Here is a 17,428-nt window from a genome sequence, read left to right on the forward strand (position 1 = left end):
TCCCGAGGAAGAAGCCCCCGCCATGACCCGAAGCGCCGCCGACGGCCCGGCCGGCCCGGGGACCAGGGGACGCAGCAGACGCAACTTCGCGGGCTCGCGTCCGGTCATGGACGACGTCGCCAAACTGGCCGGGGTCTCCAAGCAGACGGTCTCCCGGGTGCTCAACGACCACCCGGCCGTCCGCGCCGAGACCCGGGAGGCGGTCCGGGCGGCCATGCGCACGCTCGACTACCGCCCCAGCAGCAGCGCCCGCTCGCTGGCCAGCGGGCGCACCCGGATGCTCGGCGTGATCTCCTTCGACGCTGCCCGCTACGGCCCCGCCTCGACCCTCACCGCCATCAACTCGGCTGCGCAGGAGGCCGGTTACCTGGTGAGCTCGATCGCGCTGGACACCGCCGACCCCGACACGGTGGTGCGGGCCGCGGACCGGCTGTCGGCGGAGGGCGCGGACGGCGTGATCGCGATCGCGCCCCAGGTCCGCGTGGCCCGGGCCCTCGCCGAGGCCCACCTGGACACCCCGCTGGTCGTCATGGACAACGAGCTGGGTGACGGCACCCCGATGGTCACCTCGGACGCCCGCACCGGCGGCCACAAGGCCACGCGGCACCTTCTCTCCCTCGGCCACCCCACGGTCCACCACCTGGCGGGCCCGACGGGCTGGACCTCGGCGGATCGCCGGGCGGAGAGCTGGCGCGCCACCCTCGAGGCGGCCGGAGCCGAGGTGCACGCCCCCCTCATCGGCGACTGGAGCGCCGACTCCGGTTACGACCTGGGCCGCGAACTGGCGAAGGACCCGGCCGTCACCGCGATCTTCGTGTCGAACGACCAGATGGCCCTCGGCGTTCTGCGCGCCCTGTACGAGGCGGGCCGCCGGGTCCCCCAGGACGTCAGCGTCGTCGGCTACGACGACATCCCCGAGGCCGCCCACTTCCTCCCGCCGCTGACCACGATCCGTACGGACTTCACGGACATCGGCACGATCGCCCTGCGCATCCTGCTGGACCGTATCGACAGCCCGGCGACCCCCGGCAGCCCGCTCACGGTCGTCCCCGTCGACCTGTGCGTCAGGCACAGCACCGCCGGTCCGCGTCGAGCGGGGAAGCGTTCCGCCGACGGCGGCACGGCCGGCTGACCCCGCACGGCCCAGGAGCCCGCCTCGCCCCCGGTCACGCACCGCCCGGCGATGTCAGCAGTGCGCGCCCGTGGCCGTGGCGTGGAGGTGTTCCAGGGCGTCCAGCACGACGGTGTTCCAGTGCCAGGACAGCCATCGGCCGACGTCGCTGCCCGTGCGCTCGAGTGCGGCCAGCTCGCGGCGGGTGAAACCGCTCAGCGGCCGCTCGTGATGGGAGGACACGATGCCCAGCGGCACGCCCGCCCGGTTCACCAGCGGAACGCTGTGCGCGGCCCGGCTGCCCGTCTGGAGGATGGCGTGGCGGGAGTCCTCGTCGAACACCGCCGCGGTCGCCACGTCCCGCACGGTGACCTGCTCACGCTGGGTGGCCGCCTGCATACAAGTGGTGGTCGGGCCGTCGACGAAGGCGAAGAAGTCGGTGAAGTACTTGTTGAGCCCGGCGTGCCGGACCATACGCAGCCGGCCGCTCTCGGCCAGCTGGACGTTGCCCATCGGCGTCTGGGTGATCGTCAGCACCCGTTGCAGAGCCGCCTTGACGACCGAGCCCTGGCTGGCATGGCTGCCGTGCTCGTCGGGGCGGCCGTGCCGCGTGCGGCGGGGGAACCACAGTTCCGCGTCGGTGTCGGGGGCCGGTGTGCGGACGACCGCGTCGGCGAGGGTGGAGAGCTTGATGTTGAACCGCTGGGAGGCGTCCTTCAGCAGCGCGAACGCCTCATCGGTGGAACCGAGGCCGTAGCGCTGGAACAGCACCCCCTCGGCACGGGCGACGCCGGCGTGGCCGTACAGGCGGTTGCGCAGATCGAGATCGTCCTGCCGCCAGTGCGGTGCGTTTCCCTGTCCCGATCCGGAGGCGGGGGCACCGGCCGGCGGACGTCCTTCGGCCGGGTGCCGGGGCGGCTGGCTCATACCTGGGGCTCCAATGGGGGGCGGTGGACGGTGGCCGACCCCGGCGCACGGCTCCCCGGAGCCGTCGGGGCGCAGCTCGCCAAGCGACGACCATGCACCTAACCGGAAGCCCAGCGGGTAAACCTGACCACTCTCTCCCCGGCGCCTTCACCCCCCGGCCCCCGAACCGTGCGCGCCGCCTTCGACACCGCGCGACACCACGCGGCCGGGGGCGGAGGCGGGCAGCAGCCGGTCGACGCCGCGGGCCCCGGCGACGGGTGCGGGCGGCCGGCACCAGTTCGTGCTCCGTCAGGCTTCGGCGCACTGCGCACTGCGCACGGCGCCGGGACGCGGCGAGAAGGTGGCCGGGCCCGAGCGCGCGCAGGACGAGCAGGCCGGACGGTTCACCGGGCTTCCTCGGCCCGCGCAAGGAGGATGGTCGAGGACCGCCGTCGGTCACCCCGCCGGCACCGCCCCAGGCGACGAACCCGGACGCGGCGGCGACGGCGCCTTCCACCGCCTCCCCGACGAGCGTCCCGTCCGCCAGCAGACCGGCCGCCGTGGCAGCGAACCGGTGATGGGCGCCGCAGGAGTCCCCGGCGTGCGCGGCGGACGCCGGGACGAGCTCGGGTGTTCGACGTAGGACAGCAGCGCGCCGCGCGCCCCCATGGTTGCCCGTCAGGCGACCTCCGTACGTACTTCCTGGCCCGCAGCGACGCGCCGGTGAACTTGTTCGACGCCGTCCGCGACGTGCTGCCAGGTGTAGCGGGCGAGCACGCGCTCGCGGCCGGTGGCGCCGAAGCGGTGGCGTGTGGGCTCGTGTGTGAGCAGGTCGTGGACGGCGTCGGCGATCGCGGTGGGGTCGTCCGGTGGCACGAGTCGTCCGGTGTGGCCGTCGGCGACGGTGTCCCGGTGGCCGCCGACGTCGGTGGCGACGACGGGTGTGCCGCAGGCTGTGGCTTCCAGTGCAACGATGCCGAACGGCTCGTACAGGGGTGTGCACAGGACGAGGTCGGTGCTGCACATGAGTGCGGGCATCCGGTGCGGGTCGACGGCGCCGAGCAGGCGCACGCGGTGGGCCACGCCCTGTTCCTCGGCCAGTTGGAGCAGGCGCTGGGCTTCGGGTTCGGTGTGCAGCTTGTCGGAGGGCGGGCCGCCGGCGATGAGGAGTTCGGTGTCCGGGATGCGGGTCAGGGCGCGGATCGCCCGGTCGTGGCCCTTGCGGGGGACCAGCCGGCCGCAGGAGAGCAGCCGGTGGCGCTGTCCGCGCGCCGGGGTGTCGGCGGTGTCCGCCCTGGGGTGGAAGCGGTCGGCGTCGACGCCGCAGGGCACGACGGACACCTTGCGCGGGAGACGCCCATGGCGGCGAGTTCGTGCACCTCGTCGGTGCAGGTCGCCAGTACCCGCTCGCAGGTGCGGCCGATCTGCTGCTCGATGCCGACGCGCTCGACGGGGCTGGTGTCGTCCCGGCCCTGGTGGCGCCGCTTGACGGTGCCCAGGGCGTGGAAGGTCTGCACGACCGGTATGCCGTGCGGCTGGACGCCGAGCTGGGCGGCCATGCCGGACATCCAGAACCGACGTGCTTCAGCGGATCGGGGAATCCGGATTCGACGGGTTGCTCCGGAAGTCTCGTCCGCGTGTCCGACGAGACTCCGGAGCAACCGCATAGCCTTCGCGTCCTCCCGTCTCGGTCCGGCTGCCCTGGAGCGCTACACCGCGGCCCCGTCCCTCCCGTGCCGCTCGTACGCCGGGAAGCGGTTCGCGGCATCCCCCGGCCCATCAGCCGTCGCCACCCTGCTGCCGCTGCTCGGGGACCCGCATCACGCAGTCACCCGTCAGTCCCAGGGGTCGCATGTAATTCCGCTGCTCCAGCGCGTCCGGGAACGGGGGCCCGGACGACCTCATGAGCTTCGAATGCATGGAAGCCATGGCCGGCACGGACCGCCCGCAACCACTGCTGCCGTTGCCGATGTCAGATGTGGATGTCAGGTCGGCCGAGGCACTATGTTCACTGCCCGATAGTCGTAGCCGTCTTGCTTGAAGCCAGGGGCTTCCCATTGCAGATCGACACGTTGCCCCGGCGACAACGTATGGAAGCCTTTCGTCTGGATGTCGGCGTAGTGGCCCCAACACCCGCCGGGGGTCTCGGGAGAGTCGAGTACCCCCCACCCTTCCTCGTCGTGCCACTCACGGACAGTCGCAGTCACCATGCGGCGACTCTACGGGCGCCGACCGCGCCGACGCATCGGGGATTCCAGTTCGGGAGGCTGAGGGCATTGAGGGCTTAGCCGTGGCTGTCCTGCGGCTCAGCGGTCTTGGTGCATGGTGCGAGGCCGGCTGGTCGCCCGGTGCTTCCCGTGTTCCCCGCACGATCTGCCACCGGTCTGGCACGACCTCTTCCGACGCAGCTACTGACTGTTGATGGTGCCGGCCACCGTCGCGTATGCGCGCTCGACCTCGCCCAGGTACTGCTCCAGGCGGAACCGAACCTCCTAGACCGGCCTGTCATCGGGGCCTGGGTACATCAGGACTGCGGATTTCCCGTACCGGTGGAGCCGGTGCTCGTCTTCGTCGGCGTGACCGATCTGAAGGTGGTCGCCACGCAGCTCAGCGTGCGCGTGTACCGGGAGCGTGAGGTGTCGGCACTGGCGCCGCTCTCAGGGGTGCTGACGGCTGAACAGAGCTGTGGGGGAGCCTTCATGGCGTGACCGGCGCCGGGGTGGGGCGCCCTGTCGGTGCCGTCCTTTACGCTCCGCTCCTGATCAAGCAGTTCGGATGGGGAGGGGATACGGATGGGCGGAAACGAGTGGAGTCACACGGGCCCGTATCAGCGTGATCTGGTGGCCGCGTTCCGGCAGGCTCAGGAGGACGAGTTGACGCGGGACAACCACGGTTTCGAGGGGCAGTCCGTCGAGGAACTGTGGCGCGACCCGGAGTGGCAGGAGTACATATTCACCGGCGGCACGTGCACCGTGCTCGACTTTCCTCTCATGATCGAAGCCGCGGACACCGATGACGGTCCGTTCATGCGGCCCCTGACCGATGGGGAAGTGCGTGCGTGGGCTCCTCACGGCCGGCCCACCTACGAGGAGTGGGACGCAGCTCTTGATTCCGAGCAACTGGGCTTCCCGAGCCGCGCCCAGGGGAACTGCACAGTGCTCTACCGCGACGGCAGGCCTGCGCAGATCGGCTACTGGGGGGTCACCGCCGACTAGGGGGACCGATACCGCTTCGCGATGCGGCCCCGTACTCGTCCGGGGCCGCGTCGCTTTGGTCGGGCCCACCTGGGGAACGCCCCTAGATCCCGTCCACGCCTCGCCCACAGACGCCGACATACGGCCGCTCCGAGCAGCACACGCCTGCACATACGCCAAGACCCCGTCCTCAGCGAAAGCGCTGGTGGCGGGGTCTTCGGGCACCTCGTACAAGGTGCCCCCGGCAGGATTCGAACCTGCGCACACGGCTCCGGAGGCCGTTGCTCTATCCCCTGAGCTACGGGGGCGTGTCGGTCGTGAGGTGTTGCTCGCGGCGACGGGTAGAACACTACCAGCTCGCTAGGGGTGTTCATGAACGGGTTTCTGCGGGTCCGGGGTGGGGCGTCGTACGTCCGGACCGGGGTGAAGTGGGGTGTGGGTCGCCCGCACGGGGCGGAAGTGGGGAAAACCCGGACGCGGTGGCCGGTCCCGACCTACTCTCGAGTTGTGCCAGGCGCGTCGGGCCGGGTGCTTGTTGTGGACGACAACAAGGTCATCCGGCAGCTGATCAGGGTCAATCTCGAGCTGGAGGGCATCGAGGTCGTGACCGCGGGCGATGGTGTCGAGTGTCTGGATGTCGTTCATCAGGTGCAGCCCGATCTCGTGACGCTCGATGTCGTCATGCCCCGGTTGGACGGGTTGCGTACCGCCGCCCGGCTGCGTGCCGATCCACGGACGCGTGATCTTCCCCTTGTCGTCATCAGCGCGTGTACGCAGTACGAGGTCGAGGCCGGACTCGAGGTCGGCGTCGACGCGTTCCTCGCCAAGCCTTTTGACCCCGCCGAACTTGTCACCGTGGTACGGGAGTTGATGGAGCGTGGGGAGGGTCTGGGGCGAGGGATGGGACTCGGGCCCGTCCTCGGGGCCGGGGAAGGTGTAGGGGCGGGGAAAGGTGTGGGGCCGGGCGGCCCGGGCCCAGGGAACGAGTAACACCGAATGTCAGGGGCCGAGTAACACCGATCCCAGAAGCCGAGTAACACCGATCCCAGGCCTGACGAGCTCCAGTGCACCAGCGCCTCGGACCAGGCTGTGCACCAACGCCTCGCTCCACCAGGTACAGCGCCTCGCTCCACCAGTGCACCAGCGCCGCGTTCCACCAGGCCCAGCGCTTCGCTCCGCCAGGTCCTCAGCCTCGCGTCCTCAGCCCCGCGTCCGCACCCCCGCATCCCCGCATCCCCGCATCCCCGCACCCCGCACCCCCATCCTCAGCCCTCCTTGCGCACCTGCTGCCCCTCTTGCTCACCTGGGCCCACGGCGCCCCGGCCCCCCGCACCCCGTATACCGCCACCCCCGTCCACATCCCGGACCTCCCGTAAACCGGGTCGCCTACTCACCCCCCTCCTCCCCTACGCTTGTCCCGTGACCCCCGTCGAGCTCTCTCGTACCGTGCTGTGCGCGGTGCGTCGTGCTGTCGATGACGGGGAGCTGAGTGTGGTCGTGCCGGGGCGGGCCGTCGTCACCGCTCCGGGGCCCGGTGGGTGTGGGGACTACGCGACGAACATCGCGCTTCAGCTGGCGCGGCCGGCCGGGCAGCCGCCGCAGCGGGTCGCCGAGGTTCTCCGGCCGTATCTCCTTGGCGCCGCCGGGGTCAGTGACGTCGTCGTCACCGGGCCCGGGTTCCTCAATATCAGCCTGCGCAGGGCGCAGACGTCGGCCTCGCTCGTCCGGGAGATCCTGCGGAGCGGGGTGCGGTACGGGTACGCCGATCGCCCCACCGGGCAGCTCGTACAGCTGCACGCGGCTCATGAGGTCCGCGCCGTCGTCGTCATGGACGTCGTCGCGCGTGTGCTGCGTTCGCAGGGGGCGCTCGTCCGTACCAGCTGTGCGGCGCGTCCCGAGCGGGAGTGGACCGAGGTGCTCGGTGCCGAGGTCGACGCGTACGGCAGGCCCGACGCGCCGGCTCCGCTCGAGGTCAACGTGCGTCCCGTGCCCGCCGCCCCGGCCGATCCCGTTTCGCTCGGCCGTGACGCCGGGCGGTGGGCCCTGCTCCATCCCGCCGCTCATGACCGGCCCCGCATCACCTCCGGGTATCTCTCCCAGCGGGAGGGCAACCCGCTCTTCCGGGTCCGTTACGCCCACGCCCGCACCCGGGCGCTCAGCCGTAACGCCGCCGACCTGGGCTTCGACGCCCACCCCGGAGACGTCCAGGACGTACGCGAACTCGAGATCGCCCTCGCCGACCATCCCCGCATCCTGGCCGCGGCGGCGACCCGGCACGCTCCCGACCGTCTCGCCCGGCATCTCCTCGCCGTCGCCGACGCCGTCACCCCCCTCTGGCCCACCGTCCTGCCCCGTGGTGAGGAGAAACCCTCGGCCGCCCACCGTGCCCGGCTCGCGCTTGCCGAAGCCGCCGGGACGGTGCTGGCCGGCGGCCTGACCCTGCTCGGCATCGACGCACCCGACCATCTCTGAAAGAGCACGCCCAGATGAGCCGTTCCGCCCACCCCGCCGGGCCCCGCCACGCCGACGTTTTTCCGGAGGGCCACTACTCCGCCCCGCCCGCCGATCTCAACGCCCTCCATCCGAAGGTCTGGGCGCACACCGTCGCCCGTGACGCCGACGGTGTGCTGACCGTGGGCGGTGTCGGCGTCACCGCTCTCGCCGAGCAGTACGGCACCCCCGCCTACATCCTCGACGAGGCGGACTTCCGGGAGCGGGCCCGTGCCTGGCGTTCCGCTTTCGGGGCCGACGCCGACGTGTTCTACGCCGGCAAGGCGTTCCTGTCCCGGGCCGTCGTGCGGTGGCTGCACGAGGAGGGGCTCAACCTCGACGTCTGTTCGGGCGGCGAGCTCGCCACTGCCCTGTCCGCCGGAATGCCCGCCGATCGCATCGCCTTCCACGGCAACAACAAGTCCGTCGACGAAATTCACCGGGCCATCGACGCCGGTGTCGGGCGTATCGTTCTCGACTCCTTCCAGGAGATCGTGCGCGTCTCCCATGTCGCGCAGTCGCTCGGTAAGCGGCAGCGGGTGCAGATCCGTATCACCGTCGGGGTCGAAGCCCATACGCACGAGTTCATCGCCACCGCGCACGAGGACCAGAAGTTCGGGATTCCGCTCGCGGGCGGACAGGCGGCGGAAGCCGTCCGGCGCGCCCTTCAGCTCGACGGGCTGGAACTCATCGGGCTGCACTCCCACATCGGGTCGCAGATCTTCGACATGTCCGGCTTCGAGGTCGCCGCCCACCGGGTCGTCGGACTGCTCAAGGACATCCGTGACGAGCACGGCGTCGAGCTGCCCGAGATCGACCTCGGCGGCGGGCTCGGGATCGCGTACACCAGCGACGACGATCCCCGCGAGCCCCACGAGATCGCCAAGGCGCTCACCGAGATCGTCACGCGTGAGTGCGAGGGCGCCCGGCTGCGCACGCCTCGTATCTCCGTCGAGCCGGGGCGCGCCATCGTCGGCCCGACCGCCTTCACGCTCTACGAGGTCGGCACGATCAAGCCGCTCGACGGGCTGCGTACGTACGTCTCCGTCGACGGCGGTATGTCGGACAACATCCGTACGGCGCTGTACGACGCGGAGTACAGCGTCTCGCTGGTCTCCCGGACCTCCGACGCCGAGCCGATGCTCGCGCGTGTCGTCGGCAAGCACTGCGAGAGCGGCGACATCGTCGTGAAGGACGCGTTCCTGCCCTCCGACCTGGCACCGGGTGACCTGATCGCGGTGCCCGCCACGGGGGCGTACTGCCGGTCCATGGCCAGCAACTACAACCATGTGCTGCGGCCGCCCGTGGTCGCCGTCCGCGAGGGTGAGTCGCGGGTCATCGTGCGGCGGGAGACCGAGGAGGATCTGCTGCGCCTCGATGTGGGCTGAGGGGGAGACGGAACCCTCCGGCCGACGAATGCCGGAATCCGTCCGCGGACGCCGACAGGCGTCGATGGAAAAGGGACGGAAGATCTCCTGTCCGTCACCCCCGTGGAAATGAAATAGATGTCTCACGATCCGGACCAGGGATAGAAACTCCGGTCCGGTGAGTGAGACTGGGGCAACCGGAAACAACCGTAGACGGTATGAGGAAACGAGGTCGGATGATGCGTACGCGTCCGCTGAAGGTGGCGCTGCTGGGCTGTGGAGTGGTCGGCTCAGAGGTGGCGCGCATCATGACGACGCACGCCGACGACCTCGCCGCGCGGATCGGGGGCCCCCGTGGAACTGGCCGGGGTGGCCGTTCGGCGGCCGTCCAGGGTCCGGGAGGGCATCGACCCCGCCCTCGTGACCACCGACGCCACCGCCCTCGTCAAGCGCGGCGACATCGACGTCGTCGTCGAGGTCATCGGGGGCATCGAGCCCGCCCGTACGCTCATCACCACCGCCTTCGAGTACGGCGCCTCCGTCGTCTCCGCGAACAAGGCGCTCCTCGCCCAGGACGGCGCCGCGCTGCACGCCGTCGCCGAGGAGCACGGCGAGGACCTCTACTACGAGGCCTCCGTCGCCGGCGCCATCCCGCTGATCCGGCCGCTTCGCGAGTCCCTCGCCGGGGACAAGGTCAACCGGGTGCTCGGGATCGTCAACGGCACCACCAACTTCATCCTCGACAAGATGGACTCCACCGGCGCCGGGTATCAGGAGGCCCTCGACGAGGCCACCGCCCTGGGGTACGCCGAGGCCGACCCCACGGCCGACGTGGAGGCGTTCGACGCGGCCGCCAAGGCGGCCATCCTCGCCGGGATCGCCTTCCACACGCGTGTGCGTCTCGACGACGTCTACCGCGAGGGCATGACCGAGGTGACGGCGGCCGACTTCGCGTCCGCGCGGGCGATGGGCTGCACCATCAAGCTGCTCGCCATCTGTGAGCGGGCCGCGGACGGCGGGTCGGTCACCGCGCGCGTGCACCCCGCGATGATTCCGCTGAGCCACCCGCTGGCCTCCGTGCGCGGCGCCTACAACGCCGTCTTCGTGGAGTCGGACGCGGCCGGGCAGCTCATGTTCTACGGTCCCGGCGCCGGCGGTGCTCCCACCGCCTCCGCCGTGCTCGGCGACCTCGTCGCCGTCTGCCGCAACCGGCTCAGCGGGGCAACGGGGCCCGGCGAGTCGGCGTATGCCGCCCTGACGGTCTCGCCGATGGGCGATGTCGTCACGCGCTACCACATCAGCCTGGACGTCGCCGACAAACCGGGTGTTCTCGCCCAGGTGGCGACCGTGTTCGCCGAGCACGGGGTGTCCATCGATACGGTGCGCCAGCAAGGACGGCAAGACAGCGACGGCGAGGCCTCTCTCGTCGTCGTCACCCACCGCGCGTCCGACGCCTCCCTCAGCGGGACCGTCGAGGCGCTGCGCAAGCTCGACACCGTGCGGGGTGTCGCCAGCATCATGCGGGTTGAAGGAGAGTAACCAGCAATGACCCACCAGTGGCGCGGAATCATCGAGGAGTACCGGGACCGGCTGCCGGTTTCCGACAGCACGCCCGTCGTGACGCTCCGTGAGGGCGGCACGCCCCTCGTGCCCGCGCAGGTGCTCTCCGAGCGCACGGGCTGCGAGGTCCACCTCAAGGTGGAGGGCGCCAACCCCACCGGGTCCTTCAAGGACCGCGGCATGACCATGGCCATCACGCGGGCCAAGGAGGAGGGCGCGCAGGCCGTCATCTGCGCCTCCACCGGCAACACCTCCGCGTCCGCCGCCGCCTACGCGGTGCGCGCCGGAATGGTCTGCGCGGTTCTCGTCCCGCAGGGCAAGATCGCGATCGGCAAGATGGGCCAGGCCCTCGTCCACGGCGCGAAGATCCTCCAGGTCGACGGCAACTTCGACGACTGCCTCACGCTCGCCCGTGCGCTGAGCGACAACTACCCGGTGGCACTGGTCAATTCGGTGAACCCGGTGCGCATCGAGGGCCAGAAGACGGCCGCGTTCGAGATCGTGGACATGCTCGGCGACGCCCCCGACATCCACGTCCTGCCGGTCGGCAACGCGGGCAACATCACCGCGTACTGGAAGGGGTACCAGGAGTACGCCGCCGACAGGATCGCCTCGCGGACCCCTCGTATGTGGGGGTTCCAGGCCTCGGGCAGCGCCCCGATCGTGCGCGGCGAGGTCGTCAAGGACCCGTCGACCATCGCCACCGCGATCCGCATCGGCAATCCGGCCTCCTGGAAGTTCGCGCTGGCCGCGCAGGAGGAGTCCGGCGGCTTCATCGACGAGGTGACGGACCGTGAGATCCTGCGCGCCTACCGCCTGTTGGCCGCGCAGGAGGGCGTCTTCGTGGAGCCCGCGTCCGCCGCGTCCGTGGCCGGCCTGCTGAAGGCCGCCGAGCAGGGCAAGGTCGACCCGGGGCAGAAGATCGTGTGCACCGTCACCGGGAACGGCCTGAAGGACCCCGACTGGGCCGTCGCCGGCGCCCCGCAGCCCGTCACCGTCCCGGTCGACGCGGTGACGGCCGCCGAGCGCCTCGGGCTCGCGTAAGCGGTCCGCGCGTCGTCCGCGCGTCACGTGCGGGCGACGCGCAGGGGGCTTTCCCGCGCAGGGGTGCACAAGGGGCTTGCGACACGCATCGTGCGCCGCCTGTGCGCCCTATGTCGCCACGGAACCTTCCTTCGATAGGCTGTACTGAATCCGCCTGCCGCATATGCCGCGTCGTAGCCGTGTCGTCGGCGCGTCGTCTCCGCGGGCTCCAGGGTTCCCGTGCAGGTCTCCCGTACATATCGAATGTCATTCGACAGTCCCGCAGCTCAAGGAGAGTCATCGCGAGATGGCCGGTCCCGCCTTCCGCGCCGCCCCCGTCCGGGTGCGCGTTCCCGCCACCAGCGCCAACCTCGGCCCGGGTTTCGACGCCTTCGGCCTCGCGCTGGGACTCTACGACGACGTCGTCGTCCGGGTGGCCGACTCCGGGCTGCACATCGACATCGCGGGGGAGGGCAGCGAGACGCTCCCGCGTGACGAGAAGCATCTCCTCGTCCGTTCCCTGCGCACCGCGTTCGACGTCCTGGGCGGCCAGCCGCGCGGCCTGGAGATCGTCTGCGCCAACCGCATCCCGCACGGCCGCGGCCTGGGCTCCTCCTCCGCCGCGATCTGCGCCGGGATCGTCGCCGCGCGCGCGGTGACCATAGGCGGCGAGAGCAAGCTCGACGACGCGGCCCTGCTCGAGCTCGCGACCGAGATCGAGGGCCACCCGGACAACGTGGCGGCCTGTCTGCTGGGCGGGTTCACCCTGTCCTGGATGGAGGCGGGCGCCGCGCGGGCGATCAGGATGGAGCCCGCCGATTCCATCGTTCCGGTGGTTTTCGTACCCGGAAAGCCGGTTCTCACCGAGACCGCGCGCGGCCTGCTCCCGCGCTCCGTCCCGCACGTCGACGCCGCCGCCAACGCGGGCCGGGCCGCACTGCTCGTGGAGGCCCTCACCCGGCGCCCCGAACTGCTGCTGCCCGCCACCGAGGACCGGCTGCACCAGGAGTACCGCGCGCCGGCCATGCCCGAGAGCGCGGCACTGGTGGAACGGCTGCGCGCCGACGGCATTCCGGCCGTCGTCTCCGGCGCAGGACCGACCGTGATGGCGCTGGCCGACGCGGGAACGGCCGACAAGATCGAGGCCTCGGCCGGCGCGGACTGGGCCGCGAACCGCCTGGCCCTGGACCTGAAAGGCGCCTGCGTCCTGCCGCTCGCGCCTGCTGGTGACAGCCACTCCGGCGACATTTAGGCGCACGGTTGCCGGATTTCGAGAGGGGGAATGTTTGTTGGATCCGGTAGTGTTAACCTCAAGTCTGCACCCGACCCCACCATGGCGAGGTGCTTCGTGTCCCGCTTCGGGACAGACATTCTTCCGGGAGCTCCCCAAGCCGCACTGCGTTCCGTACGTCGTACCTGGGCAGTACGCAGTACAGCGACGTTGAGTGGTCCACAGGGCACGCTCCGGAATTGGTGCGACCAGGCCGCGTGACACTGAGTGTCATGGCTCGTCGCGGTAGCGCCATCACCAGCAAATTCTCTTCCGCCGTTTGGCGGACCACCGCCCCGGCTTCGCCACAGCAAGGACCGAAGTCGGACAGCACAACCGGTCGCCGAGCCAGACAGGCCGACGTCCGCTCCAGGGAAGGACCCTTCGTGAGCGACACCACCGATCTGATGGGCGCACGTGTCGAGGAGACCGCTGCCGCGCCCGCCACGGACGCCTCCGCGCCTGCCACCGGTGCCGGCTCCCGGCGGCGCCGCGGTACCGGCCTCGAGGGCATGGTGCTGGCCGAGCTTCAGCAGGTCGCATCCGGTCTCGGTATCAGGGGCACGGCGCGTATGCGCAAGAGCCAGCTGATCGAGGTCATCAAGGAGGCGCAGGCGGGAGGCGGAGCATCCGCTCCCAAGGCCGCGACGACCCCCGCGGGGGACGTCGCCGAGACCAAGCCCAAGCGCCGCGCCACCTCCAAGGCGCGCACCGGCGACGAGCCCGCCGAGAAGAAGGCGGACACCGCCAAGGCCGAGGCCCCCGCCGAGAAGGCCGTGGCCCAGCAGCAGATCGAGATCCCCGGCCAGCCGGCCGGCGGCAACGACGCCCCCACCGAGCGCCGTCGCCGTCGTGCCACCGCCGACGCGGGCAGCCCGGAGACGGTCGTCGCCGAGGCGAAGGCCGCCCCGAAGGCCGAGGCGTCCGCCCCGGCGCAGACCGACGCGCAGCCGCAGGGCGACGCCGACGGTGGCGAGGGCCGCCGCCGCGACCGCCGTGAGCGCGGCCGCGACCGCGGTGAGCGTGGCGACCGCGGTGAGCGCGGCGACCGCGGAGACCGCGGTGACCGTCGCAAGGGTGACGACCAGCAGGGTGGCGGCCAGCAGCAGCGAGGCGGCGGCCAGCAGCAGGGCCAGCAGCAGGGCGGTGGCCGTCAGGACCGCCAGCAGCGCGACAACGGCCCGCAGGACGACGACGAGTTCGGCGACGGACGGCGTGGCCGTCGCGGTCGTTACCGCGACCGCCGTGGCCGTCGCGGGCGTGACGAGATCGGCGCCGCCGAGCCGCAGGTCGCCGACGACGACGTGCTGATCCCCGTCGCGGGCATCCTGGACATCCTCGACAACTACGCCTTCATCCGTACGTCGGGTTACCTGCCGGGTCCCAACGACGTGTACGTCTCGCTCGCCCAGGTCCGCAAGAACGGCCTGCGCAAGGGCGACCACGTCACCGGTGCGGTCCGTCAGCCCAAGGACGGCGAGCGCCGCGAGAAGTTCAACGCGCTCGTCCGGCTGGACTCCACCAACGGCATGGCGCCCGATTCCGGGCGCGGGCGACCGGAGTTCAACAAGCTGACCCCGCTCTACCCGCAGGACCGCCTCCGTCTGGAGACGGACCCGGGCGTGCTGACGACCCGCATCATCGACCTCGTGTCGCCGATTGGCAAGGGCCAGCGCGGTCTGATCGTGGCCCCGCCGAAGACCGGCAAGACCATGATCATGCAGGCGGTCGCCAACGCGATCACGCACAACAACCCCGAGTGCCACCTGATGGTCGTCCTGGTCGACGAGCGTCCGGAAGAGGTCACCGACATGCAGCGGTCGGTCAAGGGCGAGGTCATCTCCTCGACCTTCGACCGTCCGGCCGAGGACCACACCACGGTCGCCGAGCTCGCCATCGAGCGCGCCAAGCGTCTGGTGGAGCTGGGTCACGACGTCGTCGTGCTGCTCGACTCGATCACGCGTCTGGGCCGTGCGTACAACCTCGCCGCCCCGGCCTCCGGTCGTATCCTGTCCGGTGGTGTCGACTCGACCGCCCTGTACCCGCCGAAGCGCTTCTTCGGTGCGGCCCGCAACATCGAGGACGGCGGCTCGCTGACCATCCTCGCCACCGCTCTGGTGGACACCGGGTCCCGCATGGACGAGGTGATCTTCGAGGAGTTCAAGGGCACCGGCAACATGGAGCTCAAGCTCGACCGGAAGCTCGCCGACAAGCGCATCTTCCCCGCGGTGGACGTCGACGCGTCCGGTACCCGTAAGGAAGAGATCCTGCTCGGCAACGACGAGCTCGCCGTCACCTGGAAGCTGCGCCGGGTGCTGCACGCGCTCGACCAGCAGCAGGCGATCGAGCTGCTCCTCGACAAGATGAAGCAGACGAAGTCGAACGGCGAGTTCCTGATGCAGATCCAGAAGACGACGCCGTCGACGGGCAACAACGACTGACGACGGACTCCTTGGTCCGACGCGGTTCGCCGAGCACCGGCTGAGGGCCGCCCCCGCACACACAGGGGGCGGCCCTCAGCCGTGCCGTGCAGCGGGATACGATCTCGCCCTTCACGCTTTCTTCAGATCGAACTGCGTCGAACCTCTTCGAACTCTTTCGAGCTGCTTCGAGCTGCTTCGCATTTCTTGATCCCTAGGGGGGACTCGAGTGGGTACATCCACGTCAGGGGGCGGTCGGCACAGACGCCGGATACGGATCGCGCTGCCCGTCGCCGCGGCCGGGCTGGCCGCCGCCGTCGCCGGTGCGCTGTTCCTGTCGTCGGCGCAGGCCGCGGAGACGCCGCCGACGCCATCGCCCGCCAGGACGATGTCGGCCCAGGAGCTCAAGGAGCGGGCCCCCCTCGCCGTCGCCGGCGACGACACACCGGGGTCGAGCGCCAAGGAGTCCCTGAGCGCGAGCGCGAGCCCGAGGACGATCAATCCGAAGATCATCGGCGGTACCACGACGACGATCACCACCGCGCCGTGGATGGCTCAGCTCTGGTACTCCGACGACCGGGGCACCGACACCACCAGCGACGACATCGGCTTCTTCTGCGGCGGCTCCGTGATCTCGCCGACGAAGATCCTGACCGCCGCGCACTGCGTCAAGGGCTACAACTGGTATGCCAACGGCTGGGCCGTCACGAGCAGCACCCAGCTGATGTCCTCCGACGGCAACGTGCACGGCGGCACCGTCTCGCTCGTCTCGCGCCAGTGGAACCACTGGTCGTACAGCGACACCACGCTGGACAACGACATCGCCGTACTGACGCTGGAGACGCCGGTCACGGCCACGCCGATCAAGATGACCACGAACACCGACAGCGCCTCGTACGCGACCGGCACCAAGGCCACGCTGTACGGCTGGGGCCGCACCAGCTCCGCCACGCAGGACATCTCCGACACCCTGAAGACGGCCGAGCTGCCGATCCAGTCGAACACCACCTGCTCGGGCTACTACGGAGCCGAGTACCTCAAGGGTCACATGGTGTGCGCGGGCACGCCCGCCACCGGCAGTGACACGGGCACCACCACCGCCTGCAACGGTGACTCCGGCGGCCCGCTGATCGTCAGGAACGCGGCCGGCGAGAACCGCATCGTGGGCGTCGTCTCCTGGGGTGTGAAGGACTGCGTCGAGAGCGGCGCGTACAGCGTCTTCAGCAAGATCTCCACGTACGCCGCCAGCGCCTATCCGCGCATGGACGACACCAACCTCAACTACGACCACCTCGCCGACCTGTGGGTGCGCAACGCGTCCACGAAGGTCGCGCGCGACCTGTACTCCAAGGGCACCTCGCTGGCCGGTGGCGACACCTGGGGCTCCATGAGCGCCTACAACCTCGTCGTGCAGACCGACCTGGACCGCGACGGCTACCAGGACCTGATCCTGCGCCGCACCTCCGACGGCGACGTCTTCTGGAAGCACTGGGTGCCCTCCAGCGGGACCTGGGTCAACAAGCTCATCGGCGACAACTGGAAGACCCGCACCCAGATCCTCGCCCCCGGCGACGTCACGGGTGACTACCTGCCGGACCTGGTCGCCGTCGACTCCGCCGGCGCGATGTGGGTCTACCCGGGCAAGGGCAACGGCGCCTTCGCCGCGCCCGTCAAGAACGGCACGGGCTGGAACGCGTACAACGTCGTGCGCGGCCACGGCGACTTCAGCTTCGACGGCAGGACGGACCTCATCGCCCGCGACAAGGCCACCGGCGCGGTCTACCTCTACAAGGGCAATGGCACCGCCACGAGCGCCTTCGCGGCCCGTATCAAGGTCGCCACCTGGACCAACACGACGTACAACGTCATCGCCGCCGTCGGTGACGTCAACGGCGACGGTCTGGCCGACCTGCTGGCCCGCACCCCGGCAGGCACCCTGTACCTGTACAAGGGCACCGGAAAGGCCACCACTGCGATCTTTGCCACAAGGGTCTCACTCGGGACGTCTTACAAGCAGTACGACCTGTTCGGCTGAGTCCGGCCGAACGCGCAGGTGAGCGGGGGTAGACCCCGCTGACCCGGGTCAC

General features: G+C 70.5%; 15 protein-coding genes, 1 tRNA gene and 2 pseudogenes. 12 read left to right on the forward strand and 6 right to left on the reverse strand.

What is annotated here, in order from left to right:
* Nucleotides 1–22 precede the first annotated feature (22 nt).
* A complete protein-coding gene (locus QF030_RS28290) occupies nucleotides 23–1,132 on the forward strand; it encodes a LacI family DNA-binding transcriptional regulator (RefSeq protein WP_307165419.1) in 1,110 nt (369 codons plus the stop codon).
* 54 nt (nucleotides 1,133–1,186) lie between these two features.
* Here the strand turns inward: QF030_RS28290 and QF030_RS28295 are convergent, their stop codons facing one another.
* Nucleotides 1,187–2,038 (reverse strand): ANTAR domain-containing protein, encoded by an 852-nt coding sequence (locus tag QF030_RS28295; RefSeq protein WP_307165420.1) that lies wholly within the window; start codon nucleotides 2,036–2,038, stop codon nucleotides 1,187–1,189.
* Between the two features lie 280 nt (nucleotides 2,039–2,318).
* Here QF030_RS28295 and QF030_RS40635 point away from each other — a divergent pair, with 280 nt between their 5' ends.
* Entirely contained in the window at nucleotides 2,319–2,660 is a 342-nt protein-coding gene (locus QF030_RS40635; RefSeq protein WP_373428816.1) for a hypothetical protein, read from the forward strand.
* 35 nt (nucleotides 2,661–2,695) lie between these two features.
* Here the strand turns inward: QF030_RS40635 and QF030_RS28305 are convergent, their stop codons facing one another.
* The 4 genes and pseudogenes from QF030_RS28305 to QF030_RS28315 form a co-directional block, all read right to left on the reverse strand.
* Nucleotides 2,696–3,430, reverse strand: a complete 735-nt coding sequence (locus QF030_RS28305) for a glycosyltransferase (RefSeq protein WP_373428923.1) — start codon at nucleotides 3,428–3,430, stop codon at nucleotides 2,696–2,698.
* Nucleotides 3,418–3,684: pseudogene (locus QF030_RS40640) on the reverse strand (hypothetical protein); the annotation flags it as partial. The pseudogene QF030_RS40640 and the gene QF030_RS28305, both read right to left, overlap by 13 nt.
* A gap of 112 nt (nucleotides 3,685–3,796) precedes the next feature.
* Nucleotides 3,797–3,946, reverse strand: a complete 150-nt coding sequence (locus QF030_RS28310; protein ID WP_307165421.1) for a hypothetical protein — start codon at nucleotides 3,944–3,946, stop codon at nucleotides 3,797–3,799.
* A gap of 56 nt (nucleotides 3,947–4,002) precedes the next feature.
* Nucleotides 4,003–4,227, reverse strand: coding sequence for a cold shock domain-containing protein (locus QF030_RS28315; RefSeq protein WP_307165422.1), 225 nt, complete (start codon nucleotides 4,225–4,227; stop codon nucleotides 4,003–4,005).
* A gap of 348 nt (nucleotides 4,228–4,575) precedes the next feature.
* Between QF030_RS28315 and QF030_RS28320 the strand changes: the two genes are divergently transcribed.
* Together QF030_RS28320 and QF030_RS28325 are read left to right on the forward strand one after the other, a co-directional pair.
* Nucleotides 4,576–4,725: a hypothetical protein gene (locus QF030_RS28320; protein ID WP_307167860.1), complete on the forward strand. Its 150-nt coding sequence runs from the start codon at nucleotides 4,576–4,578 to the stop codon at nucleotides 4,723–4,725.
* Between the two features lie 84 nt (nucleotides 4,726–4,809).
* Nucleotides 4,810–5,232: a hypothetical protein gene (locus QF030_RS28325; RefSeq protein ID WP_307165423.1), complete on the forward strand. Its 423-nt coding sequence runs from the start codon at nucleotides 4,810–4,812 to the stop codon at nucleotides 5,230–5,232.
* Nucleotides 5,233–5,447: 215 nt separating this feature from the next.
* On the opposite strand, the gene QF030_RS28330 is transcribed toward QF030_RS28325, so the two are convergent.
* Nucleotides 5,448–5,519: transfer RNA gene (locus tag QF030_RS28330), tRNA-Arg, on the reverse strand.
* A gap of 229 nt (nucleotides 5,520–5,748) precedes the next feature.
* On the opposite strand from QF030_RS28330, the gene QF030_RS28335 reads away from it, so the two are divergent.
* The 8 genes and pseudogenes from QF030_RS28335 to QF030_RS28370 all read left to right on the forward strand — a co-directional run bounded on the left by QF030_RS28335 (nucleotide 5,749) and on the right by QF030_RS28370 (nucleotide 17,376).
* Complete coding sequence (locus QF030_RS28335) at nucleotides 5,749–6,201, forward strand: response regulator (RefSeq protein WP_373428817.1); 453 nt, start codon at nucleotides 5,749–5,751, stop codon at nucleotides 6,199–6,201.
* A gap of 429 nt (nucleotides 6,202–6,630) precedes the next feature.
* Nucleotides 6,631–7,683, forward strand: a complete 1,053-nt coding sequence (nrtL, locus tag QF030_RS28340; protein WP_307165425.1) for an ArgS-related anticodon-binding protein NrtL — start codon at nucleotides 6,631–6,633, stop codon at nucleotides 7,681–7,683.
* A gap of 14 nt (nucleotides 7,684–7,697) precedes the next feature.
* Nucleotides 7,698–9,089 carry a diaminopimelate decarboxylase gene (lysA, locus tag QF030_RS28345; RefSeq protein ID WP_307165426.1) on the forward strand — a complete coding sequence of 464 codons (1,392 nt, stop codon included), beginning with the start codon at nucleotides 7,698–7,700 and terminating at the stop codon, nucleotides 9,087–9,089.
* Nucleotides 9,090–9,307: 218 nt separating this feature from the next.
* Nucleotides 9,308–10,607, forward strand: a pseudogene (locus QF030_RS28350) (homoserine dehydrogenase).
* A gap of 6 nt (nucleotides 10,608–10,613) precedes the next feature.
* Nucleotides 10,614–11,672 carry a threonine synthase gene (gene thrC, locus QF030_RS28355; protein ID WP_307165427.1) on the forward strand — a complete coding sequence of 353 codons (1,059 nt, stop codon included), beginning with the start codon at nucleotides 10,614–10,616 and terminating at the stop codon, nucleotides 11,670–11,672.
* A gap of 286 nt (nucleotides 11,673–11,958) precedes the next feature.
* The gene (thrB, locus tag QF030_RS28360; RefSeq protein WP_307165428.1) at nucleotides 11,959–12,903 is read left to right on the forward strand and encodes a homoserine kinase; all 945 of its coding nucleotides are present in this window, start codon (nucleotides 11,959–11,961) and stop codon (nucleotides 12,901–12,903) included.
* A 404-nt stretch (nucleotides 12,904–13,307) separates the two neighbouring features.
* On the forward strand, nucleotides 13,308–15,362 hold the full coding sequence (gene rho, locus QF030_RS28365) for a transcription termination factor Rho (protein ID WP_307165429.1): 2,055 nt from the start codon (nucleotides 13,308–13,310) through the stop codon (nucleotides 15,360–15,362).
* A 208-nt stretch (nucleotides 15,363–15,570) separates the two neighbouring features.
* On the forward strand, nucleotides 15,571–17,376 hold the full coding sequence (locus tag QF030_RS28370; protein ID WP_307165430.1) for a trypsin-like serine protease: 1,806 nt from the start codon (nucleotides 15,571–15,573) through the stop codon (nucleotides 17,374–17,376).
* Nucleotides 17,377–17,428 lie beyond the last annotated feature (52 nt).

The organism is Streptomyces rishiriensis, assembly GCF_030815485.1.
Lineage (GTDB): Bacteria > Actinomycetota > Actinomycetes > Streptomycetales > Streptomycetaceae > Streptomyces > Streptomyces rishiriensis_A.